Raw genomic sequence first — 20841 nt, 5'->3', positions numbered from 1 at the left:
TTACCTATTCTTCTTAGAGTTTGAACAGGCCCATAAAGCAGGATCAGCGGGGTCTTCGAGAAGAGTTACATCCTTGCCAAGCTTCATCTCATCTTCCATTGCTTCTGCCGTATTCTGAATCGCTTTGCCATGCCCGGTGAGTGCTGCAAAGGGTGCAAACTGGGCTGCCCGGTCATGCAGGGGCATTCTCACATGAGAGGATGATTCAGGATGAGGAAGATTGATAATGTCATCATATTTACGAGAGGAATGATTTGTCATATGGCTGTCAGGGACATATTTATTTTTAAAATCATTGTATTGCTTCTGGGAATCATTTATTGGTTTACTCAAGCTTTGTGACCTCCGATCCTTTGATTTCTGTCGACAGATGTTGCACCCTCTTCAAAATTTGTACCCTTTAATATGGCATTTTTTCCATACTTTTTCTTAATTTCCAGCATTGCATGCTGAAGTTTCTTTTCTTTCTGAAGCTTTGCTTCTTTTTCCTGCTTTTCTTTTTCAATGGCTGCATAATCAGTAAACAAATTTAGCTGCTCGTATGTTTCTTTAGGAACAACATCCTGCTCTTTTTTTACATGATTGGCAGTCAGTGTGATACGGCGGATCAACAACTCCGGATTCATAATGCAGTCATAAAGATTCAATGTACTGTCAATGATTTCGTAAGTTGAGGCGGTAAAACCAGATAGATTCTGAGTTCCGTGAGCATGTTTTGGAATACTTCTTCCGTAGCGGTCAATCGTAATCTCACCTTTGTAGTTCCTGCTGATTGCCGGGTTGGAAAGATTTTCTATATCATATCCTACGGTCAGAACTAACTGATCTGTCACCAGTCCTTTATCTACCAGATCAAGTGCCATCATCTCAGCCATTTCCCGGATGACAATTCTTGCTTTCTCGAATTTATAAGGATATTGAAGTACCTGCCCGGAACAGATACTGTTGTTTTCCGGCTTATAGGATTTGATTTCTGCAATAGTGCAGGGTTCCCAGCCCCAGGCATGGTCAATTAATAATTCTGCATTAATGCCAAAAAGCTTATAGAGTAATTCTTCATTATGATAATCATTTGGCTGCCCAATGGAACATCTGGCCACATCACCCATTGTCTTCATTCCGTTTTCTGCGAGTTTTCTGGCGTATCCACGTCCAACTCTCCAGAAATCAGTAATAGGCTCGTGATCCCACAATAATTGGCGATACTCCATTTCATCTAGCTGCGCAATACGGACTCCGTTCTCATCGGGTTCTACGTGTTTTGCCACAATATCCATGGCTATTTTACAGAGATATAAATTCGTACCGATTCCCGCGGCAGCAGTAAGTCCATGAGTATTCTGGATATCCTGAATGATCTTCTGGGTAAGCTGGCGTGCAGACATCTGATATATTTTCATATAATGTGTGATGTCTATAAAAATCTCATCAATAGAATATACGTGCATATCTTCCGGTGCAAAATATTTCAGATATGTCTGATATATTTTTGTACTGATTTCGATATATCTGGCCATTCTTGGCGGCGCTATATGATATGCTGCTTTCAGAGATGGATTACTTTTTAACTCAGTGTCGTCGCATGATTCATCTGTAAATCTGTGCCCGGGTGCTGATCTCAGACGTTCCTGATTTACTTTTCGGACTTTCTGTATAACTTCAAAAAGCCTTGCTCTTCCCGGAATCCCATAAGCTTTCAGGGACGGGGAAACTGCAAGGCATATAGTTTTTTCTGTACGGCTGGCATCTGCAACGACCAGATTCGTGGTCATAGGATCCAGCCCCATATCTTTGCATTCTACTGACGCATAAAAGGATTTCAGATCTATCGCGACATAAATATGAGATTCCATTTATTTATCCTCATTATAGATTAAAACATATTCTGAAAATATCTGCTTATTCTTTAACAACTATATTATCACAAGTATAAAAATATTTATATACCTAAAAAATATCCAATATCTGTTTTAATCTTCTTCTATATGATCACGTCCCTGATTAATAATCGTTCGTACGTGGTCATCTGCCAGGGAATAAAAAATAGATTTGCCTTCTCTGCGGCTTTTTACCAGTTTGTTCTGTTTCAGAATACGAAGCTGATGAGAAATTGCGGACTGAGTCATATTCAGTACTTTAGCAAGATCGCATACACATACTTCAGCTTCAAATAATACAAACAGAATACGGATTCTGGTGGAATCTCCAAAAACTTTGAATAATTCAGCCAGATCGTAAAGTTCGGTTTCTTCCGGTAATGTTTCGTTTACAATTTTTAACAGGTCTTCATGAACCTCACATCCTTCGCAAATTTCATCTTTACGTTCTTCCATTCTTTCACCTGTTCCTTTCTTTATATTATTACAAATGGTTACCGCCCACATTTCAGACACTAACCATATAGTTGCTTATAAATTTTTGTAACTGTTCAGTATCTTTATAGTTAGCCAGCTGAATAGTTATAATTTTTTCACAAACAATGCTCGGATTGCATTTAATACAGCAATGATCATAACACCTACATCTGCAAAGATCGCCACCCACATATTTGCGATACCTAATGCGCCAAGAATCAGGCAGAGAACCTTGATTCCGATGGCAAAATAGATATTCTCGTATACGATACGGATACATTTTCTTGCAATTTTGATAGCCTTTGAAATCTTAAGCGGATCGTCATCCATCAGAACGATGTCGGCAGCTTCAATTGCTGCATCAGATCCAAGCGCCCCCATGGCAATACCGATATCCGCTCTGGATAATACAGGAGCATCATTGATACCGTCACCTACAAATGCGAGTTTCTCTTTCTCTGTTTTCTTTGAGAGAAGTTCTTCTACTTTAGATACCTTGTCTGCCGGAAGAAGTTCGCTGTATACTTCCTGTATTCCAAGATCAGCGGCAACCTGATCTGCAACACGTTTGGAGTCACCTGTAAGCATAACTGTTTTTGTAATACCGGATTTCTTAAGTTCTGCGATAGCTTCTTTTGCATGAGGTTTTACGATATCGGAAATCAGGATATGTCCTGCATATTTTCCATCAACAGCCATGTGTACAACCGTTCCCATATGGTGGCATTCCTGATAGGAAATACCAAGTCTCTTCATTAATTTTGCATTTCCGGCAGCAATGGAAACACCGTCAACCTTTGCAATCACACCGTTACCACTGATTTCTTCAATATCTGTAACACGATTTCTATCAATTGGTTTTCCATAAGCTTTCTGAAGACTCTTACTGATCGGATGGGAAGAAGAGCATTCTGCAAGTGCTGCATATTCTATCAGTTTTTCATCTGCCATCTCATTATGATGGATGCCGCTTACTTCAAACACACCCTGTGTCATGGTTCCTGTTTTATCAAATACAACATATTTTGTCTGAGCCAGTGTCTCTAAATAATTGGAACCTTTAACCAGAACACCCTGATTGCTGGCACCGCCGATTCCTGCGAAGAAGCTTAACGGGATACTGATAACAAGTGCACATGGACAACTGATTACAAGGAAAGTAAGTGCTCTGTAGATCCAGTCCCCCCACATTGCAGGTTTTCCCATAATCAGCAATACGATTGGAGGAATAATCGCAAGTGCAAGTGCTCCGTAACATACAGCCGGTGTATAGTACTTGGCAAATTTAGAAATAAAATTCTCGGATTTTGATTTTCTGGAGCTTGAATTCTCTACGAGTTCCAGAATCTTGGATACAGTAGATTCACCAAATTCCTTTGTTGTGCGGATTTTTAAAAGACCAGTCATATTGATACATCCACTGATTACTTCATCTCCCACTTTTGCGTTGCGCGGGAGGCTCTCGCCTGTCAGTGCGCTGGTATTTAATGTAGAAGTGCCTTCTGTGATCACACCATCAATCGGTACTTTCTCACCTGGCTGTACAACGATGATCGTTCCAATCTCAACCTCATCCGGATCAACCTGTTCTAACTTACCATCCTGTTCTACGTTCGCATAATCAGGGCGGATATCCATCAGTTCACTGATATTTCTGCGGCTCTTTCCTACCGCATAGCTCTGGAAAAGCTCTCCAATCTGATAGAAAAGCATAACCGTGGTACCCTCTGTATAGTCACCCAGAAGAATAGCGCCTATGGTAGCCACAGCCATCAGAAAGTTCTCATCAAATACCTGTTTATTTCTGATACCTTTTAATGCTTTCTTCAGAATATCATGACCAATAATCAGATATGGAATCATGAAAAGCCCAAATCTCAGGTAAGTTCCAAATTTCTGATGTTCATCTATCGGAAGTCCTGAAAAAACGACCACCAGAATCAGTGATATGATGATTCTGACAAGCATTTTCTTTTGCTTCTTGTTCATATTCTATGTCCTCCCCGTTTTTATGTTGTATCCATTATTTGTATCTATAGCAGTTCTGTAAAAGTTACTATATTTAATCCCGCGAAGCCGTCTTAAAAATTATGGTATAAATTCCCGGATATATGATAAAAGCAGGACTGTTGCATTAAATATTTCCGGCAAGCCATATGCCGTAAAAGTGATTCTTTATGCAACAGTCCCTGGAATCATTTGAAATTAAAGGAAAATCTCGCAGTCGTCTTCTACTTTCTTACAGTTCTTTAATACGTCCTTCATAACTGCTTTCGGATCCTGTCCGTCTTCGAATTCAACGATCATCTTCAGCATCATGAAGTTAACAGTTGCATCCTTAACACCTGTTGTATTCTTAGCAGCTTCCTCCATTTTGTTTGCGCAGTTTGCACAGTCTACATCAATCTTATAAGTCTTCTTCATAATATATTTTCCTTTCTGACTCATATTTTTATATTAATATATGAGCACTTGTTCATTTGTTTGATTTTATTATAGCATGCTTTCCTGTTCTGTCAATAGTTTTTCACAGATTTCTTTACGGAAATACAAATTTATGTTATAATTCATCACAATAAAGCAAAAGGAGGATCCTGGTATGGCGATACATGAATCTGGAGAAGACTATCTTGAAGCGATCCTTATGATAAAGGAGAGAAACGGAAACGTCCGTTCTATTGATGTGGCACATGAACTTTCTTTTTCCAAACCAAGTGTCAGTGTTGCGATGAAGAATTTAAAAGTAAATAATTATATCACGGTTGATGAGAATGGATATATCAATCTCACTGAAACCGGACAGGAAATTGCAGACAAGATTTATGAAAGACACAAATTTCTGACTAACTGGCTCACTTCAATCGGAGTTGATCCGGAAGTTGCTGCTGAGGACGCATGTAAGATGGAACATGCAATCAGCTCAGAGAGTTTTACAGCTATTAAGAAATTTATTGCAGACGTACAGTAATCAATGAATTTATATGAGTAACTGTAGGGGGCTATAATTATTTAGCTGTAAGCAAGCGCACTACGAATGATAAAACATTGTTTTACTTTACTCACAGAATTAAAATGAAAAAGAACCATATTCCCGGTCTATCGTATAGATAGTTTCAACCTCACGATGATGCCGGTCAAATATGGTTCTCTTTATTTAAATTTCCTCTTCTTTCGGAAGAAGATTTCTCATACTTCTTAAACTGATTGTCAGTGTTGAAAGGTTATGAAGCAACGCTGAGGTAGTCGGCATAATTACACCGGTCACTCCAAGTGCGATCAGACCACCATTGACACCAATGATCGTTCTGTAATTATTATGGATACGTTTCATCAAAGCGGTGCTCAGTTTTTTTAATGTAACAATCTCATGAAGATTATCCGCTGAAATTGTTACATCAGCAATCTCACGCGCGATAGCTGCACCATCACTGATAGCAATGCCTATGCTTGCAGAAGATAATGCCAGGGAATCATTAATTCCATCACCAATCATAATAACTTTATGACCAAGTTTCTTCTCCTTTTCTACGAAGGAAGCCTTATCTTCAGGGAGAACTTCAGAATAATATTCGTCTACTCCGACACGTTTTGCAATAGCTGCCGCTGTACGTTCACTGTCACCGGTCATCATAACAACTTTTGTGATTCCGGCTTCCTTTAACTCACGTACTGCATCTGCTGCCTCCTCACGAAGAGAATCTTCCACACAGATAACTGCCGCAAGCCTGCTTTCGATTGCAAGGTATAAATGAGAACATTCTAACGGAAGATGTTCAAATCTATTCTTCATTCCTTCCGGAATCACACACTTCTCATCTTCCATTACAAAATGCCAGCTTCCGATTACGGCTTTCTTGCCTTCAATAGTAGTAGAAATACCATGAGCTACAATATATTCTACTTTGGAGTGCATTTCCTCATGGACAAGATTTCTTTCTTTTGCGGCATTTACTACGGCCCTTGCCATAGAGTGAGGGAAATGTTCTTCCATACATGCTGCAATACGCAGAAGTTCATCTGCACTCAGTTCATCATTGAAAGATACAACATCAGAAACTATCGGTTTTTCCTTGGTAAGCGTACCTGTCTTGTCAAATACGATTGTTGTGGCATCTGCCATTGCTTCCATGTATTTTCCACCTTTTACAGTGATACTGTGAGTACTTGCTTCTCTGATTGCTGACAATACTGAAATAGGCATGGCAAGTTTCAGTGCACAGGAGAAATCTACCATGAGCACTGCCAGAGTTTTGGTCATATTTCTGGTAATCAGATAAGTTGCAGCTGTGCCTGCGAGAGTGTATGGAACAAGTCTGTCTGCCAGATGTTCGGCATTACTCTCTACAGAGGATTTCAGTTTCTCAGAATCCTCGATCATACCGACGATTTTTTCATAACGGCTGGATCCTGCGGCTTCCTTTACCTGGACAGTAATCTCACCCTCTTCGAGAACAGTTCCGGCATAAGCAAAGCTTCCCTCTGCTTTACGGACTGGCTGTGATTCACCGGTAAGAGAAGTCTGGTTGACCATTGCCTCTCCGGCAACAACATTTCCGTCAAATGGAATCACATTTCCCATATGTACACGAACATGATCCCCCGCTTTAATGCCGGAAACAGGTACAAGAACTTCCTGACCTTCTGGATTTACAAGCCATACCTTTTCTGCATGAATAGACATACTTCTCGCAAGATCGTTTACAGATTTCTTATGTGTCCACTCTTCGAGAATCTCACCAATTCCAAGCAGGAACATCGTAGAACTTGCGGTATTGATATCACTACGAAGCATAGACACACCGATTGCAGTCGCATCCAGAACAGGAACTTCCAGTTTGCCTTTCATCAGAGTGCGTACTCCATGGTAAATATATTTACAGGATTTAGCTGTAGTGATCACCATACGTACCGGGTATGGCAGAAACATTTTATTTAATGCATGTAATACTACAGAATTGATTAGTTTTTCTTTGTATGTCTCATTTAATTCACGTCCGGAATTCTCCAGAACAGAATCTGACACCCGGGCTGTCTCATAAGAAAATCTGCTCAACAGATGGATCAGCTCTTCTCTGCTTCCAGAGTAATAAACAGTCACATCCTGTGTTCTTACATAAACGGAAGCTTTGCTGATATTTTTCTGTTCCTCCAGATAGTACTGCAGGATATCTGCCTGTCTGTAAGTCATGTGCTTCTGAGCAAGATGAATACGGATTCTCCCTTTGATTTCATGCTTAATAGCAAATTTCATTATTCTTCGCTGCCTTCTTCGTTTGTTTCTTCTGTCTCTTCTTTAAAATCTGCTGTATCTTCTATTGTTTCTTCAGCTGCATCTTCTACAACTTCCTCAGCTGCTTCTCTTTCTTCGTTGATCTGCTGTGCTTCAGCGTAAATGTCTTCAGCATTTTCCTGAATTGTGGAAGCTGTTTTGATAATGCAGGATTTCGCACGTAAAACGGCTGCTGTGCAGTTTGTATATAATTTCTTGGCATCTTTACTTGTAAGAACTTTAATACTTGCTGTTCCAAAAGCTACTCCTGCTGCGAAGATTCCTGTTTTTTTGCGTCAAATTTAATCATTATTTTGTCCTCCTTTTCGACATCAGGTTATTTTTATTTCATGTATTATACAACCAAAATTTTCTGATTTCTACTGTTTTTTCCTTGTTGAGAAACATTATCATCTCAATGTTTGAAACGAGACTGCTCAAGTCAATCGGATATTTGCAATTGAAGCAGGTAACTTATTTGATTCGGTTAAAAACTGATGTAAAAAAGCCACTGAAAAATCTATATGATATATCTTCCAGCGACCTTTTCTTCTCTATCTTAATATTACTTATTTTCACTGTTTAAAGTCACAGGAATTTACAAACATTCTTTCAATTTCCTGGTTATCAATGTATCCGCAGGCTTTGAGCCCTGCCAGAACTACATTATTAAAATTGTCTCTTGATAATTTCTGGACTGTATTATCATCCAGTTCGATCGTGCAGACACTCTCGTCTTTACAATCCGGATTTCTTACGATCTTATACATATTTCTTCTGCTGATCGCACCGATTTCTTCTAAAAGATTTACCATGCGGTATACCGTAGCTGATCCAATGCCCGGATCCAGGCGGGATGCATTGTAATAAATTTCTTTGCAGCAGGAATACTCATTCTCAAGAATGACTTCCAACAACATTCTTCTTTGTTTGGTAATCCTGCATCCTCGCTTTTTAACTTCTGGATTACAACATCTTTCTGCATCTGGGTTCTCTGGTAATTGGGTTCTTCACAATTTCTTTGCCTTTGTAATGCTGCTGCTCCCAAAATCACATCATCCTTCCGCTTAATTTATTCCTGTTAATCGTCTGTTTGTAACTGTTTAGTATCCTTGTGAGATAGTAGACTTCTAAATAATTACGGCTGCTCTTTGATCAATGGCATCCCCTGCAATGACTGCAGTCACCACCACATGATGATTTACCGCTTTTTTTATCCTTTACGATTCCTCTTACAATGAGTCCGACGATCAAAACTAAAATTGCTCCTACAACAAAAGTTCCCATAACCGACACCTCCTGCCGACTTTTTTTGTTACTCCATATAGTATAATCTATTCTACTCAGTACAATATCTACTTCACATGATACATAGATAGGTATACTATTGCAACTGATTATTTTATCAGATCCCACATCACTGAAGGACGCAGGCTCTGGTTTGCTTACTATTTATCTGGCCTTTGCCATACCTTTTACATTAACGTTAAGGCTTTCACTCTCTTTATATGGTCTGAATAACAGATATAAGAAAGCTACAATGATTGCGAATGCAACAACTGTCCAGATGCCAAATCCACCACCTGTAAGCAGAGTACCAATCTGATAGATGCAAAGAGAAACAAGATATGCAAGTCCGCATTGATATCCAATTGCAAAGAAGAACCATTTTGTATTGTTCATCTCTCTCTTAATTGCGCCCATAGCTGCAAAGCAAGGAGCACACAGAAGGTTAAATACTAGAAATCCATAAGCTGCGATTGGTGCCATAGCTGCTGTCAGGTTACCCCAGATTTCAGCGCCATCTTCTGCAACTTCTGCAAATCCATAAAGCATACCAAATGTTGCTACGACATTCTCTTTTGCGATCAGACCTGTAACGGCTGCAACAGCCATCTTCCAGCCTTCACCGGCTTTTGTCCAGCCAAGTGGTGCAAAAATCCATGCGATTGCACTACCAATTTTAGCAAGAATACTTGAATTCAGTTCCTCAACCATGCCGAAGCTTCCGCCTTCCCATCCGAAGCTCATTAAGAACCACAGAATGATTGTTGAAAGAAGGATGATTGTTCCGGCTTTCTTGATAAAGGACCAGCCTCTTTCCCACATACTTCTTAAGATATTGCTTACTGTTGGCCAATGGTATGCAGGAAGCTCCATAACGAACGGAGCCGGATCACCAGCAAACATTTTGGTTTTCTTTAAGATGATACCGGAGCAGATAATTGCTGCAATACCTACGAAATAAGCACTTGTTGCAACCCATCCGCTGTTTCCGAAGAAAGCACCTGCGATCATAGCAATGATCGGAAGTTTTGCTCCGCAAGGAACGAATGTAGTTGTCATGATTGTCATCTTTCTGTCACGGTCATTCTCAATTGTACGGGAAGCCATAACACCAGGAACACCACATCCACTACCAATCAGCATTGGGATGAAAGATTTACCTGAAAGACCGAATTTACGGAAAATTCTGTCCATGATGAATGCAACACGAGCCATGTATCCACAAGACTCAAGAAATGCAAGGAATGCAAACAGTACAAGCATCTGCGGCACGAAACCAAGAACAGCTCCGACACCAGCTACGATACCATCAAGAATCAGTCCCTGTAACCATGCTGCACAGTTAACAGATTCAAGAACAGATTCAATTGCCGGCGGGATAATATCTCCAAACAGAACATCATTTGTCCAGTCTGTGAGATATGTACCTACTGTAGTTACAGATACATAATATACAATAAACATGATCACTGCAAAAATCGGAAGCGCAAGCCATCTGTTTGTGACGATACGGTCAATTTTATCAGATGTAGAAAGTTTATCTTTTCTTGCTTTAGTCAGACACTGACCAATGATAGAAGAAATATAAACATATCTTTCGTTTGTGATAATACTTTCTGTATCATCATCAAACTCATCTTCCATTTCTTTAATCTCGGCAGACACATCTACAGAAGTCTTCATCTGCTCTTTGATCTTATCATCTCTTTCAAGAAGTTTAATTGCAAAGAATCTCTTTTGTTCTTCTGTAACCACACCAGTTAGTTTATCTTCAACTGCACCGATAATCTCTTCTGCCTTATCGCAAAATTCATGAACAGGAGTAACTTTCTTGTGGCTCTGAGCGATAGAAACTGCTTTATTTGCTGCCTCTGTGATTCCTGTTCCTTTCAGAGCGGAAATGGTAACTACTTCACAGCCAAGTTTCTTTTTCAGTTTGTCGACATGTATCTTATCGCCGTTTTTCTCAACGATATCCATCATGTTGACAGCCATGATGACTGGAATACCAAGCTCCAGAATCTGTGTTGTCAGATACAGGTTACGCTCGATGTTGGTACCATCAACGATGTTGATAATCGCATCTGGTTTCTCCTGAAGGATGTAATTTCTTGCAACTACTTCCTCAAGTGTGTATGGTGATAAAGAATAGATACCTGGTAAGTCAGTGATAATGACATCTTTATGTCCTTTTAACTTACCCTCTTTCTTCTCGACAGTTACACCTGGCCAGTTACCTACAAACTGATTTGAGCCGGTCAGTGCATTGAACAATGTCGTTTTACCGCAGTTCGGATTACCTGCGAGTGCAATTTTTACTGACATAATCTCTCTCCTCTATTTTTTTGATATCTTTTTTATCAGATCTTTCAGTTACCGATTTCTCTTAGAGTTTTTCATATGTTTTTATTCTATCGGTAATTATTAGCTCATACCAACTATTAGTTAATTCTAATTCTTAGTTTTGGTTAACTATTAGATAGAACTAATTGTTAGAAAGACCTAACATAATGTCAAAAAAAATTATTCTACAATAATCATTTCGGCATCTGCTTTACGTAAGGATAATTCATATCCTCTTACAGTTACTTCTACAGGATCTCCCAGAGGTGCAACTTTTCTTACATAAATCTCCACGCCTTTGGTAATTCCCATATCCATGATTCTGCGCTTTACCGGACCTTCTCCGGTGAGCTTCTGGACTTTAATTGTCTCTCCAACACGGACTTCCTTTAATGTCTTCAAGTTTCTTTCCCTTCTTTCCCTAGAGTTTTATTTCTTTTTTTCAGGAAGAAATTATGGATTAAACCATAATTTTATTTGCCATATCTTTTCCAATGGCAACCCTGGATTCTTTAACATTGACGATCAGGCTTCCGTTAATCTCAGAAACAACTGTGACAACTACTCCTACTACAAATCCGAGCTCTTCAAGATGTCTCTTAACTTCTTCTTTGCCACCGATCCTTTTGATTGTAAAAGGTTCACCGGCACTTACCATTGATAACGGCATTTCTTCATCCCTTCTTTGCATTTAATAAATGATAAACATTTTCTTTACCATGTGGTTAGTGTATTCTAATTTTTGTTAGATGTCAATAACTTTAATGATATTTTTATTGAAAAAGTTTTTCATCTGCAAACATTAATAAATTTTATCATTTATTCGTTGCTATATTACTGCAATCTGCATAATAATTAAACTTCATTATGTATTCGATATGTAGTGCTGATATCGCAAAGCAGTCAATGTTTCAGGTTTCTTAATTAATTTTACAATTCGTCGCTTAGCAGCAACGTGTTTCAAGAATACCATTCAGTGCATTTCCGCTGCTGGTATGGCAGCGAACGATATCTGTAGAAGAACCAACTTCATCCAAAGCGCACTTTACCATTTTATGAGATACAGTATTTGTAAAAAGTACGAGCAGATCCGGACATCCTATTTTTTTACTAAAGTCTGCCTCCATCTGTGTGAATACTTTACATTTGCATTTATAAGATTTACATATTTTCTTATACTGTGCCACCATACGGTCATGTCCACCTACGATTACGATACTCATATATTGTCCTCCTGGTTTTAGTATATTTTATGAGTGTTATATTATAGTTATGCGTTCTTATAGTGTTAGTAGTTATTTACCTCTAACTGTAAGTTAGTATAAACTAACATATCGTTTTTGTCAATACATTGCAATAAAATATATGCATTTAAAATAAAGTATATTGAAATACTATGAAATATGCAGTTAAGAAGATAAAACCATCCGTTTTGCTATATGTCTCTACAACAAATAACTAACTAATTGCTCTTTATAATAGAAGCAAGGGACTTGCCTGGCTTCTATTAAATTAATTATTCGTGTTTATCTGATCGATAAAATAAACAAAAAGACCACCATACTTTCTTGTATAATGGTCTCTTTAGGTGATCATCTTAGAGCGTGTTTGAAAAAGGTTTTCTGCAAAATATTTTGCAAATTATGGAAGTGCAACATGCTCTAAAATTCCTGTAAGATGAGCAATCGTTATTCCATAATTCGTCATTGGTACATATTGATTTCTGGCTTTATCAATACGGTACATTACATATTTGCGATTAAACATACAGGCACCGCATTGGATGATCAGATCATATTTAGTAAGGTCATCAGGAAAATCTGTTCCGCTTACCAGACTTACATCCAGTTTCTCTCCAAAACGTTTTTTGAGCATTCGCGGAATCTTGACTCTTCCGATATCTTCCTTCAGAGGTGCATGGGTACAGCATTCTGCAATGAGAACATGTGAATTTTCATTAAGAGTATCAATTGCCTTTGCGCCTTCTATATAATATGGTAAATCTCCCTTGTATGCCGCAAAAAGAACTGAAAAAGAAGTCAGCATACTCTCCTTTGGTTTATTTTCATATACATAGGAAAATACCTGCGAGTCTGTAATGATTAATTTCGGAGGTACTGCGAGATTCTCCAAGGCTGACAGATACTGATCTGTTGTCACACTCATTACCAGGCATTTTTTATCCAATAGTTCTCTTAAGGTTTGCACCTGCGGTAATATCAGTCTCCCCTTTGGTGCCTGAATGTCCTGTGGCATCACAAGCAGAACCAGATCACCGGTATCAACCAGATCACCGGTAATCATCCTGTTTCCATATCCTTCCGGAATACTTCGGGCAAGCAGTTCCTTCAAATTACGGATTCCCTCTCCTGTTTTAGCACTGATCAGACAGACTTTTTCCTTTGTGTTCTTTTGAATCAGGTGAGCAAGTTTTTCTTTTTGTTCCTGCGTGTACAGATCTATTTTATTGAGAACGGGAATCACAGGCGTATTTTTCTCTTTAAAGTAACGATACCATTTTAATTCCTGCGACATTTCTTCCTCACAGAAGAGAATAATTGCCAGGTCCGTCTTCTGCGCTGCAAGTTCTGTTTTTTCGATACGTAAAGCTCCAAGCTCACCTTTATCATCAAATCCCGCCGTGTCGATCAGGACGCAGGGACCGAGAGGGTAAATTTCCATAGCCTTGTATACAGGATCCGTAGTAGTTCCCGCAACATCTGCTACAATAGATACTTTCTGTCCGGAAAACGCATTGATAAATGAAGATTTTCCGCTGTTCGTTTTTCCAAAGATTCCAATATGCAGACGATTTGCAGAAGGTGTTTCATTTAATGTAACAGCCATATTTTTTTCCTTTCACAATATAATAAGTCAAACGAATAAAATCATTCGCGTTTGCGACGTGGCTCTACACTGGATAACTGTTTCGCAGCTGATTTCTGTCAGAATCTGAAATCACGCTGCCCATTTACGATGTCTGCCAGATGTTCTTCTGTAAGCCTCTTTACTTTTTCACTTGGAATATTTTCGAGTTCATTCTGAATCAGTTCCAGACCGACTTTCTTAGTTTCAGGACTTGCATAATCCTGTAAATATTCCATTAAAGTCATTAAGGCATTTGGATGACAGCAGTTTGAAATCTGTTTACTTTTGCACAATGACATAAAACGGTCACCGGTTCTTCCGGCTCTGTAACAGGCGGTACAAAAGCTTGGGATGTCTCCCATATTCATCAGCCAGTTTACGATCTCATCAAGCGTGCGCTGATCGCTGACATCAAACTGAGCAGATGTAACCTCATCTTCCGTTTCAGGCTTATCATATCCACCGACACTGGTTCTTGAAGCTCCACTAATCTGAGAAACACCCAAAGGAAGAACTTTCTCACGAACAGCCTGACTCTCTCTTGTTGAAATAATCATACCTGTATATGGAACAGAGATTCGGATCAGTGCACAGATTTTTGCAAAAATCTCGTCGCTGATACTGTTGTCAAATGTAGACGGATCAATGTCATCCGCATGTTTGATACGTGGCACACTAATCGTATGCGGTCCTACACCATGAACTGCTTCCAGATGTTCCGCATGCATCAGAAGTCCTGCAAATTCATATCTGTAAAGTTCCAGTCCGAACAATACACCTAAACCGACATCATCAATACCGCCTTCCATCGCGCGGTCCATTGCCTCTGTGTGATATGCATAGTTATGTTTCGGTCCTGTTGGATGAAGCTTTTCGTAGCTTTCTTTATGATATGTTTCCTGGAAAAGAATATAAGTACCGATTCCGGCTTCTTTTAATTTACGGTAATTTTCTACTGTTGTAGCTGCAATATTTACATTTACACGACGGATTGCACCATTTTTATGTTTGATACTATAGATCGTTTTGATACATTCCAGAATATATTCAATCGGGTTATTGAGCGGATCTTCACCCGCCTCAATAGCGAGTCGCTTATGTCCCATATCCTGCAATGCGGTAACTTCTTTTACAATTTCTTCCTGTGTTAATTTCTTACGGGCGATGTGCTGGTTTTTCTTATGATACGGGCAGTACACACAGCCATTTACACAATAGTTAGACAGATACAGAGGCGCAAACAAAACAATTCTGTTTCCGTAGAATTCTTTCTTGATTTCCGCTGCCAGATCATACATCTCCTGAATTTTCTCAGGAATTGGACAGGCAAGAAGAACAGACGCTTCTCTGTGCGTAAGACCTTTACATTCTTTTGCTTTCGCAAGAATCTGATCAATCAGTTCCACATTCTCCTTGTTTGCGTCTGCATAGGCAAGGGTTTCCCGGATTTCCTCGTCGGAAATGAATTCTTCTGCTTTTAATGATTTTGGATTATACATAGTTTTTTTTCCTTTCTTTTCGGTCAGGAGCTTTTTTATCAACTGCTTTCCGATTAGTTTTTATTTTTCTATATTCAGTTTTATATTCCGCATACTGCGGATGCTTAAGTTATTCAGAAGTGACTCTTTTTGTAAAACATTCTGGATCTTCAGAAAAATCAGTTTTACATTCAGATTTTATAATCGCCTCTGTCCGTCACTACTTCATAACCAATGCTCTTCATTCTTGCTGCCATACAGGCCTTACATTCTGCTGCTTCGTCACCGGTGCAGATTTTGTTATCATAAAGTTTGTATTTATCTCTGACATTAACCGGAGAAAGGTTAGGCATTACGACGTTTCCGCCAGCCAGAATTCCCTTCTCTCTTCCTTTAGGATCAATTGTTCCAAGTGCAGTTGTTGCTGGCAGAAGAACATGTGGATGAATCAGTCTGATGATTGATAATAATCTCAATGTCAGATTCAGTGTCCCAGCAGGCTGATCTGCAAACGGAGTATCTTTATGGGGAATAAAAGGTCCGATGCCAACCATTTCAGGTTTCAATTCTTTAATAAACAGAAGATCCTGATAAAGGGTGTCTACCGTTTGTCCCGGTGATCCTACCATAAATCCACAACCGGTCTGATAGCCGATCTTTTTCAGAATTTTCAGGCAACTTTTTCTGTTGTTTAAAGACATCTGTTGTGGATGGAGTTTTCTGTAATGTTCTTCATCTGCAGTTTCGTGTCTTAACAGATATCTGTCGGCTCCGGCATTAAAATATGCCTGATAACTTTTATCACTCTTCTCACCAATGGATAAAGTTACTGCACAGTCCGGATATGCTGATTTAATTTCCTGAACGATGTGGCAGATCTTCTCATCTGTATAATAACAATCCTCTCCTCCCTGCAATACAAATGTACGAAAACCCAGATTCCATCCGGTTTCACAGCAGGATAGGATCTGTTCTGTTGTAAGGCGATATCTGTCGGCTTTTGCATTCGCACAGCGGATGCCACAATAATAACAGTTATTTTTACAATAATTAGTAAATTCGATCAGACCGCGAATGTATATTTTATTTCCATAGATCTGTGTCGCTGTCTGCTGTGCCTTTTTATGAAGTTCCTGTATCAGAAAGGAATCTTGTGTCTGTAAAATCGCACCCAATTCTTCCCTTGAAATACTTTGCGTATTTTGGATACTCTCTAACATTTTTAAATCTGCTGACACTATGTAATCCCCCTCTGGTTATATGTTTTCTGCCTTTTTTGAGCAAACTGTTTTTGCAGAAATCCCTGCAAGCCGCCCGATTTTTCCTGTCATTGCATTAATCATATCCTGGGGTGCATCCATCGCCACGCTGATAATATTAACACCACGCTGTCTGTATGGGATTCCCATTCTTCCTATGATATATTCACCATATTCGTGAAGAATCTGATTCAGCTCTTTCACAGAATCAGGCTCTTCAACTATAATTCCAATCACCGCAATTCTGCTCGCCATAGAAACACCTCATTTCAGAAATTTTCTCAGATAATTTTCAAAATTAATATGTACAGAAATTTACAACTCTCTGAATCTGATGACTGATCGAATAATAGTCGTATCCATAAACTCCAGTCATCCATCCTGCATACTGAGCCTCCGGATCATAGTAAAGGCCATTTATTTCTACCCAGCAATGGCGTGTAAACCCATCTGCCGCTCCATCTCTGCTTCCGGGTACTCTGCCGCAAACCATATATGGAGTATATCCTACCTCACGTGCAAGAGCTGCAAAAATACAGGAATATCATTATCTGTCGCTTGCACCTGAAGTACTGGCACAGTCAAAATACCTGCCATTAATAAAACAAAAAAGATTTTTTTCAGTGGCTTCATAAGCTTTCTCTCCCTCATCTATAAGTTTGTAGCATAAGCAGCAAAAGCTGTTTCTTTTATGTGTTTATAAAAGAATTGTACCAAAAATATCATCTGATTTCCATATTTTTATTGCTTTTTTACAAAAAAAATACTGTCATCTGAAGCTTTTACATTCAGATAACAGTATTCACAACATCATATATTTTTCCTGTCAGAATACGCCGATGGATAATCAGCCTAATTTCTTGCCGGTGAGCATTTCATAACTCTGAAGATATTTTTCAATCGTCTTGTCTACGATATTCTGTGGAAGAGTCCAGTTATTGTCCGGATTCGCTTTCAGCCAGTCACGGGCAAACTGTTTGTCAAAGGACGGCTGTCCATGTCCTGGTTCATAGCCTTCTGCCGGCCAGAAACGAGAGCTGTCAGGTGTAAGCATCTCATCACCGATTACCATATTTCCCTCTTCATCCAGTCCAAACTCAAATTTGGTATCTGCGATGATAATTCCTTTGCTTAATGCATATTCTGCACATTTCTTGTAAAGTGCAATGGTATTATCACGAAGTTTTGCTGCTAATTCTTCTCCTCTTCCCGGGAAATATTTCTCAAGGTGAGCAATACTCTGCTCATAGGAAATGTTTTCATCATGATCACCAATCTCTGCCTTTGTAGACGGAGTATAGATAGGCTCAGGAAGTTTGTCTGATTCTTTCAGGCCTTCCGGTAACTCAATACCACAGACTTTACCGGTTTTCTTGTAGCTTTCCCAGCCGCTTCCGGTAATGTAACCACGTACGATACACTCGATTGGCAGCATCTCAAGCTTACGGCACATCATACTGTTTCCATCAAATTTCTCCTGCTGGAAGAATTCAGGCATATCTTTTACATTTACAGAAATCATATGGTTCGGCAGAATATCTTCTGTCATGTCAAACCAGAATTTGGACATCTGAGTCAGTACAGTTCCTTTCTTTGTTACCTGATTATTCAGGATAACATCAAAGCAGCTGATGCGGTCTGTTGCAACCATGATCAGGCTGTCACCGTTGTCATAAATCTCACGTACTTTACCTTCTTTGATTGGTTTCATTTCCTGCATTTTTTCGCACCTCAATATTCTTATGTACTTTTGTTCGGTTCGCACCGAAATTACTGTATTACCGTACCACCATCTCTGTAAGGTTGTCAATACGCTGAATTTTATTTAGGTACACTGATAAAATGTTGGGACTTGATTTAACTGAATCAAGTAAGTCCCCTGCTTCAATTGCGAATATCCGATTGACTTAATTATTCATCACGAGCCCATCCATAAGAATATTTTACCGCCTTATTCCATCCTTTTATCTTCTGCTGTCTGGTTTCATCTGTGATAGATGGATAAAATTTCTGATCAATGGACCAGTTTTTACGCACTTCTTCCTTACTGCTCCAATAACCTACTGCCAGTCCGGCCAGATAAGCGGCCCCCATTGCAGTTGTTTCCACACAGCATGGGCGGTTGACTGGTGCATTGATAATATCGGCCTGTGTCTGCATCAGGAAATTGTTGGCACTGGCTCCGCCATCTACTTTCAAAGAAGCCAGATTGATACCTGAATCTGCTTTCATGGCATTTAATACATCATTTACCTGGTAGGCAATAGATTCCAGAGTTGCACGAATGACGTGATATTTATTTACACCGCGGGTAATTCCTACGATAGTTCCCCTTGCATACTGATCCCAGTGAGGTGCTCCCAGTCCGGTAAATGCCGGTACTACATAACAGCCATGCGTATCTGATACTTTATTTGCCATATATTCTGAATCTTCGGAAGAATCGATTACTTTTAATTCGTCACGCAGCCATTGAATTGCAGCACCTGCAACAAAAATAGAACCTTCCAGGGCATAAGTGACTTTTCCATTCAGTCCCCAGGCAATTGTAGTTACAAGGCCATTTTCTGAAAATACTGGTTTGTCTCCTGTATTCATCAAAAGAAAACAACCGGTGCCATAAGTATTTTTTGCCTCACCCGCGCTAAAGCATGTCTGTCCAAATAAAGCTGCCTGCTGGTCACCTGCTGCCCCTGCGATTGGGATTGCCCCTCCAAAAACTGACGGATCTGATTTTCCATAAATGCAGCTGGACGGCATTGGTTTCGGAAGCATGGATTTAGGAATACCAAGTTCATCAAGGATCTCCTGATCCCATTGCAAAGTATTAATGTTAAACAGCATCGTTCTTGAGGCATTGGAATAATCGGTAACATGTACTTTTCCCTTTGTCAGTTTCCAGATCAGCCAGGTTTCTACTGTGCCGAATAAAAGCTCTCCCTTCTCTGCCTTCTCCCTGGCTCCATCCACATAGTCAAGAATCCATTTTATTTTGGTTGCTGAGAAATAAGCATCTATTACCAGCCCGGTTTTTTTACGGAATTTCTCAGTTAATCCTTTAGCTTTCAGTGAGTCACAGTATTCTGACGTTCTGCGGCACTGCCATACAATAGCATGATAGACAGGTACTCCGGTATTCTTGTCCCATACGATTGCCGTCTCACGTTGATTAGTAATTCCGATGGCTGCAATCTGTGAGGCATCTGCTCCGATCTTAGTCATTGCCTCTACAGCAACACCAAGCATACTGGCCCATATTTCATCTGCGTCATGTTCCACCCAGCCTGGTTTTGGAAAATACTGTGTGAATTCTCTCTGGGCTACACTGCAGCGTTCTCCTTTTTCATTGAATAAAATGCAGCGGTTGCTGGTTGTTCCGGCATCCAGCGCCATAATATACTTTCCCATAAAACCCTCTCTTTTTTCTTATCAGTCTATAAATAACCATACCACAAACAGAAGTCAGTTGCTATTATTTTTTGTTCATGTTATGATGCAGTCATAAAAAATTGAGAAAGATGGTAAAACTCTTGAAGAAAAAAGAAATCATTTTTATAAGTGCTATTCTTATTCTGGCACTTGCGTTGTGGGGTGGTATGTCTTTTGTAAATAAAGGCAGGCATGGATCTATTAAAATCACAGTAGATGGGCAGGAATACGGTACTTATTCTTTGTCAAAAGATCAGATTATTAAAATCAATGATACTAACGTATGCGAAATTAAAGATGGAAAGGCATACATGCTCTCGGCTGACTGTCCGGATCATTTATGTATGAAGCAGAAATCAATCGATGAAAAAGGAGGCACTATCGTATGCCTCCCTAATAAGGTTGTTATTGAAGGTAATAAAAGCTCGGATTCAGGAGATACGAATCAACTATCTATTGATGCAGTAACCTAATCTGCTTTTCCTTCAGGTTGTCATAATTCATATCTTTTGACAAGTTATAGGTCTATTGCTTTTATATAAGCTTTTTAACGT

Annotated in this window: 23 protein-coding genes; 2 read left to right on the top strand and 21 right to left on the bottom strand. The window is 39.4% G+C overall.

Annotated elements, in window-relative coordinates:
* From ACTNC0_RS01690 to ACTNC0_RS01670, 5 genes are all read right to left on the bottom strand, one after another.
* Positions 1-333, bottom strand: coding sequence for a hypothetical protein (locus ACTNC0_RS01690; protein ID WP_441086097.1), 333 nt, complete (start codon positions 331-333; stop codon positions 1-3).
* Positions 330-1853 carry a Y-family DNA polymerase gene (locus ACTNC0_RS01685; protein WP_441086096.1) on the bottom strand — a complete coding sequence of 508 codons (1524 nt, stop codon included), beginning with the start codon at positions 1851-1853 and terminating at the stop codon, positions 330-332. Before ACTNC0_RS01685 ends, ACTNC0_RS01690 begins: the two co-directional genes overlap by 4 nt.
* A 117-nt stretch (positions 1854-1970) precedes the next feature.
* Positions 1971-2333: an ArsR/SmtB family transcription factor gene (locus ACTNC0_RS01680; RefSeq protein ID WP_441086095.1), complete on the bottom strand. Its 363-nt coding sequence runs from the start codon at positions 2331-2333 to the stop codon at positions 1971-1973.
* A 126-nt stretch (positions 2334-2459) separates the two neighbouring features.
* The gene (locus ACTNC0_RS01675; protein WP_441086094.1) at positions 2460-4343 is read right to left on the bottom strand and encodes a heavy metal translocating P-type ATPase; all 1884 of its coding nucleotides are present in this window, start codon (positions 4341-4343) and stop codon (positions 2460-2462) included.
* 216 nt (positions 4344-4559) lie between these two features.
* On the bottom strand, positions 4560-4778 hold the full coding sequence (locus ACTNC0_RS01670; protein ID WP_118574288.1) for a cation transporter: 219 nt from the start codon (positions 4776-4778) through the stop codon (positions 4560-4562).
* A gap of 175 nt (positions 4779-4953) precedes the next feature.
* On the opposite strand from ACTNC0_RS01670, the gene ACTNC0_RS01665 reads away from it, so the two are divergent.
* The gene (locus ACTNC0_RS01665; RefSeq protein ID WP_441086093.1) at positions 4954-5322 is read left to right on the top strand and encodes a metal-dependent transcriptional regulator; all 369 of its coding nucleotides are present in this window, start codon (positions 4954-4956) and stop codon (positions 5320-5322) included.
* A gap of 186 nt (positions 5323-5508) precedes the next feature.
* Here the strand turns inward: ACTNC0_RS01665 and ACTNC0_RS01660 are convergent, their stop codons facing one another.
* The 16 genes from ACTNC0_RS01660 to glpK all read right to left on the bottom strand — a co-directional run bounded on the left by ACTNC0_RS01660 (position 5509) and on the right by glpK (position 20266).
* The gene (locus ACTNC0_RS01660; RefSeq protein ID WP_441086092.1) at positions 5509-7605 is read right to left on the bottom strand and encodes a heavy metal translocating P-type ATPase; all 2097 of its coding nucleotides are present in this window, start codon (positions 7603-7605) and stop codon (positions 5509-5511) included.
* Entirely contained in the window at positions 7605-7904 is a 300-nt protein-coding gene (locus ACTNC0_RS01655; protein ID WP_441086265.1) for a DUF6110 family protein, read from the bottom strand. The genes ACTNC0_RS01660 and ACTNC0_RS01655 overlap by 1 nt, the downstream gene beginning before the upstream one ends.
* A 294-nt stretch (positions 7905-8198) precedes the next feature.
* Entirely contained in the window at positions 8199-8543 is a 345-nt protein-coding gene (locus ACTNC0_RS01650) for a transcriptional repressor (RefSeq protein ID WP_441086091.1), read from the bottom strand.
* A gap of 235 nt (positions 8544-8778) precedes the next feature.
* Positions 8779-8910, bottom strand: a complete 132-nt coding sequence (locus tag ACTNC0_RS01645) for a FeoB-associated Cys-rich membrane protein (protein WP_117674523.1) — start codon at positions 8908-8910, stop codon at positions 8779-8781.
* A gap of 165 nt (positions 8911-9075) precedes the next feature.
* On the bottom strand, positions 9076-11235 hold the full coding sequence (gene feoB / locus ACTNC0_RS01640; RefSeq protein WP_441086090.1) for a ferrous iron transport protein B: 2160 nt from the start codon (positions 11233-11235) through the stop codon (positions 9076-9078).
* A gap of 198 nt (positions 11236-11433) precedes the next feature.
* On the bottom strand, positions 11434-11655 hold the full coding sequence (locus ACTNC0_RS01635; RefSeq protein ID WP_441086089.1) for a FeoA family protein: 222 nt from the start codon (positions 11653-11655) through the stop codon (positions 11434-11436).
* Between the two features lie 58 nt (positions 11656-11713).
* Positions 11714-11923 carry a FeoA family protein gene (locus ACTNC0_RS01630; protein ID WP_441086088.1) on the bottom strand — a complete coding sequence of 70 codons (210 nt, stop codon included), beginning with the start codon at positions 11921-11923 and terminating at the stop codon, positions 11714-11716.
* A 274-nt stretch (positions 11924-12197) separates the two neighbouring features.
* A complete protein-coding gene (locus ACTNC0_RS01625) occupies positions 12198-12476 on the bottom strand; it encodes a DUF2325 domain-containing protein (RefSeq protein ID WP_119243539.1) in 279 nt (92 codons plus the stop codon).
* A 418-nt stretch (positions 12477-12894) separates the two neighbouring features.
* Positions 12895-14100, bottom strand: a complete 1206-nt coding sequence (gene hydF / locus ACTNC0_RS01620; protein ID WP_441086087.1) for a [FeFe] hydrogenase H-cluster maturation GTPase HydF — start codon at positions 14098-14100, stop codon at positions 12895-12897.
* A gap of 98 nt (positions 14101-14198) precedes the next feature.
* The gene (gene hydG, locus ACTNC0_RS01615) at positions 14199-15620 is read right to left on the bottom strand and encodes a [FeFe] hydrogenase H-cluster radical SAM maturase HydG (RefSeq protein ID WP_441086085.1); all 1422 of its coding nucleotides are present in this window, start codon (positions 15618-15620) and stop codon (positions 14199-14201) included.
* A 170-nt stretch (positions 15621-15790) separates the two neighbouring features.
* Positions 15791-16819 (bottom strand): [FeFe] hydrogenase H-cluster radical SAM maturase HydE, encoded by a 1029-nt coding sequence (gene hydE, locus ACTNC0_RS01610; RefSeq protein WP_441086084.1) that lies wholly within the window; start codon positions 16817-16819, stop codon positions 15791-15793.
* Positions 16820-16855: 36 nt separating this feature from the next.
* Complete coding sequence (locus tag ACTNC0_RS01605; RefSeq protein WP_055058864.1) at positions 16856-17113, bottom strand: TM1266 family iron-only hydrogenase system putative regulator; 258 nt, start codon at positions 17111-17113, stop codon at positions 16856-16858.
* 43 nt (positions 17114-17156) lie between these two features.
* On the bottom strand, positions 17157-17351 hold the full coding sequence (locus ACTNC0_RS01600) for a hypothetical protein (protein ID WP_441086083.1): 195 nt from the start codon (positions 17349-17351) through the stop codon (positions 17157-17159).
* Positions 17352-17365: 14 nt separating this feature from the next.
* Positions 17366-17491: a hypothetical protein gene (locus tag ACTNC0_RS01595; protein ID WP_441086082.1), complete on the bottom strand. Its 126-nt coding sequence runs from the start codon at positions 17489-17491 to the stop codon at positions 17366-17368.
* A gap of 214 nt (positions 17492-17705) precedes the next feature.
* Positions 17706-18578, bottom strand: coding sequence for a phosphoribosylaminoimidazolesuccinocarboxamide synthase (locus ACTNC0_RS01590; protein ID WP_441086081.1), 873 nt, complete (start codon positions 18576-18578; stop codon positions 17706-17708).
* Between the two features lie 191 nt (positions 18579-18769).
* Positions 18770-20266, bottom strand: a complete 1497-nt coding sequence (gene glpK / locus ACTNC0_RS01585) for a glycerol kinase GlpK (RefSeq protein WP_441086080.1) — start codon at positions 20264-20266, stop codon at positions 18770-18772.
* Between the two features lie 122 nt (positions 20267-20388).
* Between glpK and ACTNC0_RS01580 the strand changes: the two genes are divergently transcribed.
* Positions 20389-20760, top strand: coding sequence for a NusG domain II-containing protein (locus ACTNC0_RS01580; protein WP_242986685.1), 372 nt, complete (start codon positions 20389-20391; stop codon positions 20758-20760).
* Positions 20761-20841: the final 81 nt, after the last annotated feature.

The organism is Blautia sp. HCP3S3_B11 (assembly GCF_052064435.1).
Lineage (GTDB): Bacteria > Bacillota > Clostridia > Lachnospirales > Lachnospiraceae > Blautia_A.
This window is presented reverse-complemented; position numbering and strand designations above follow the sequence as displayed.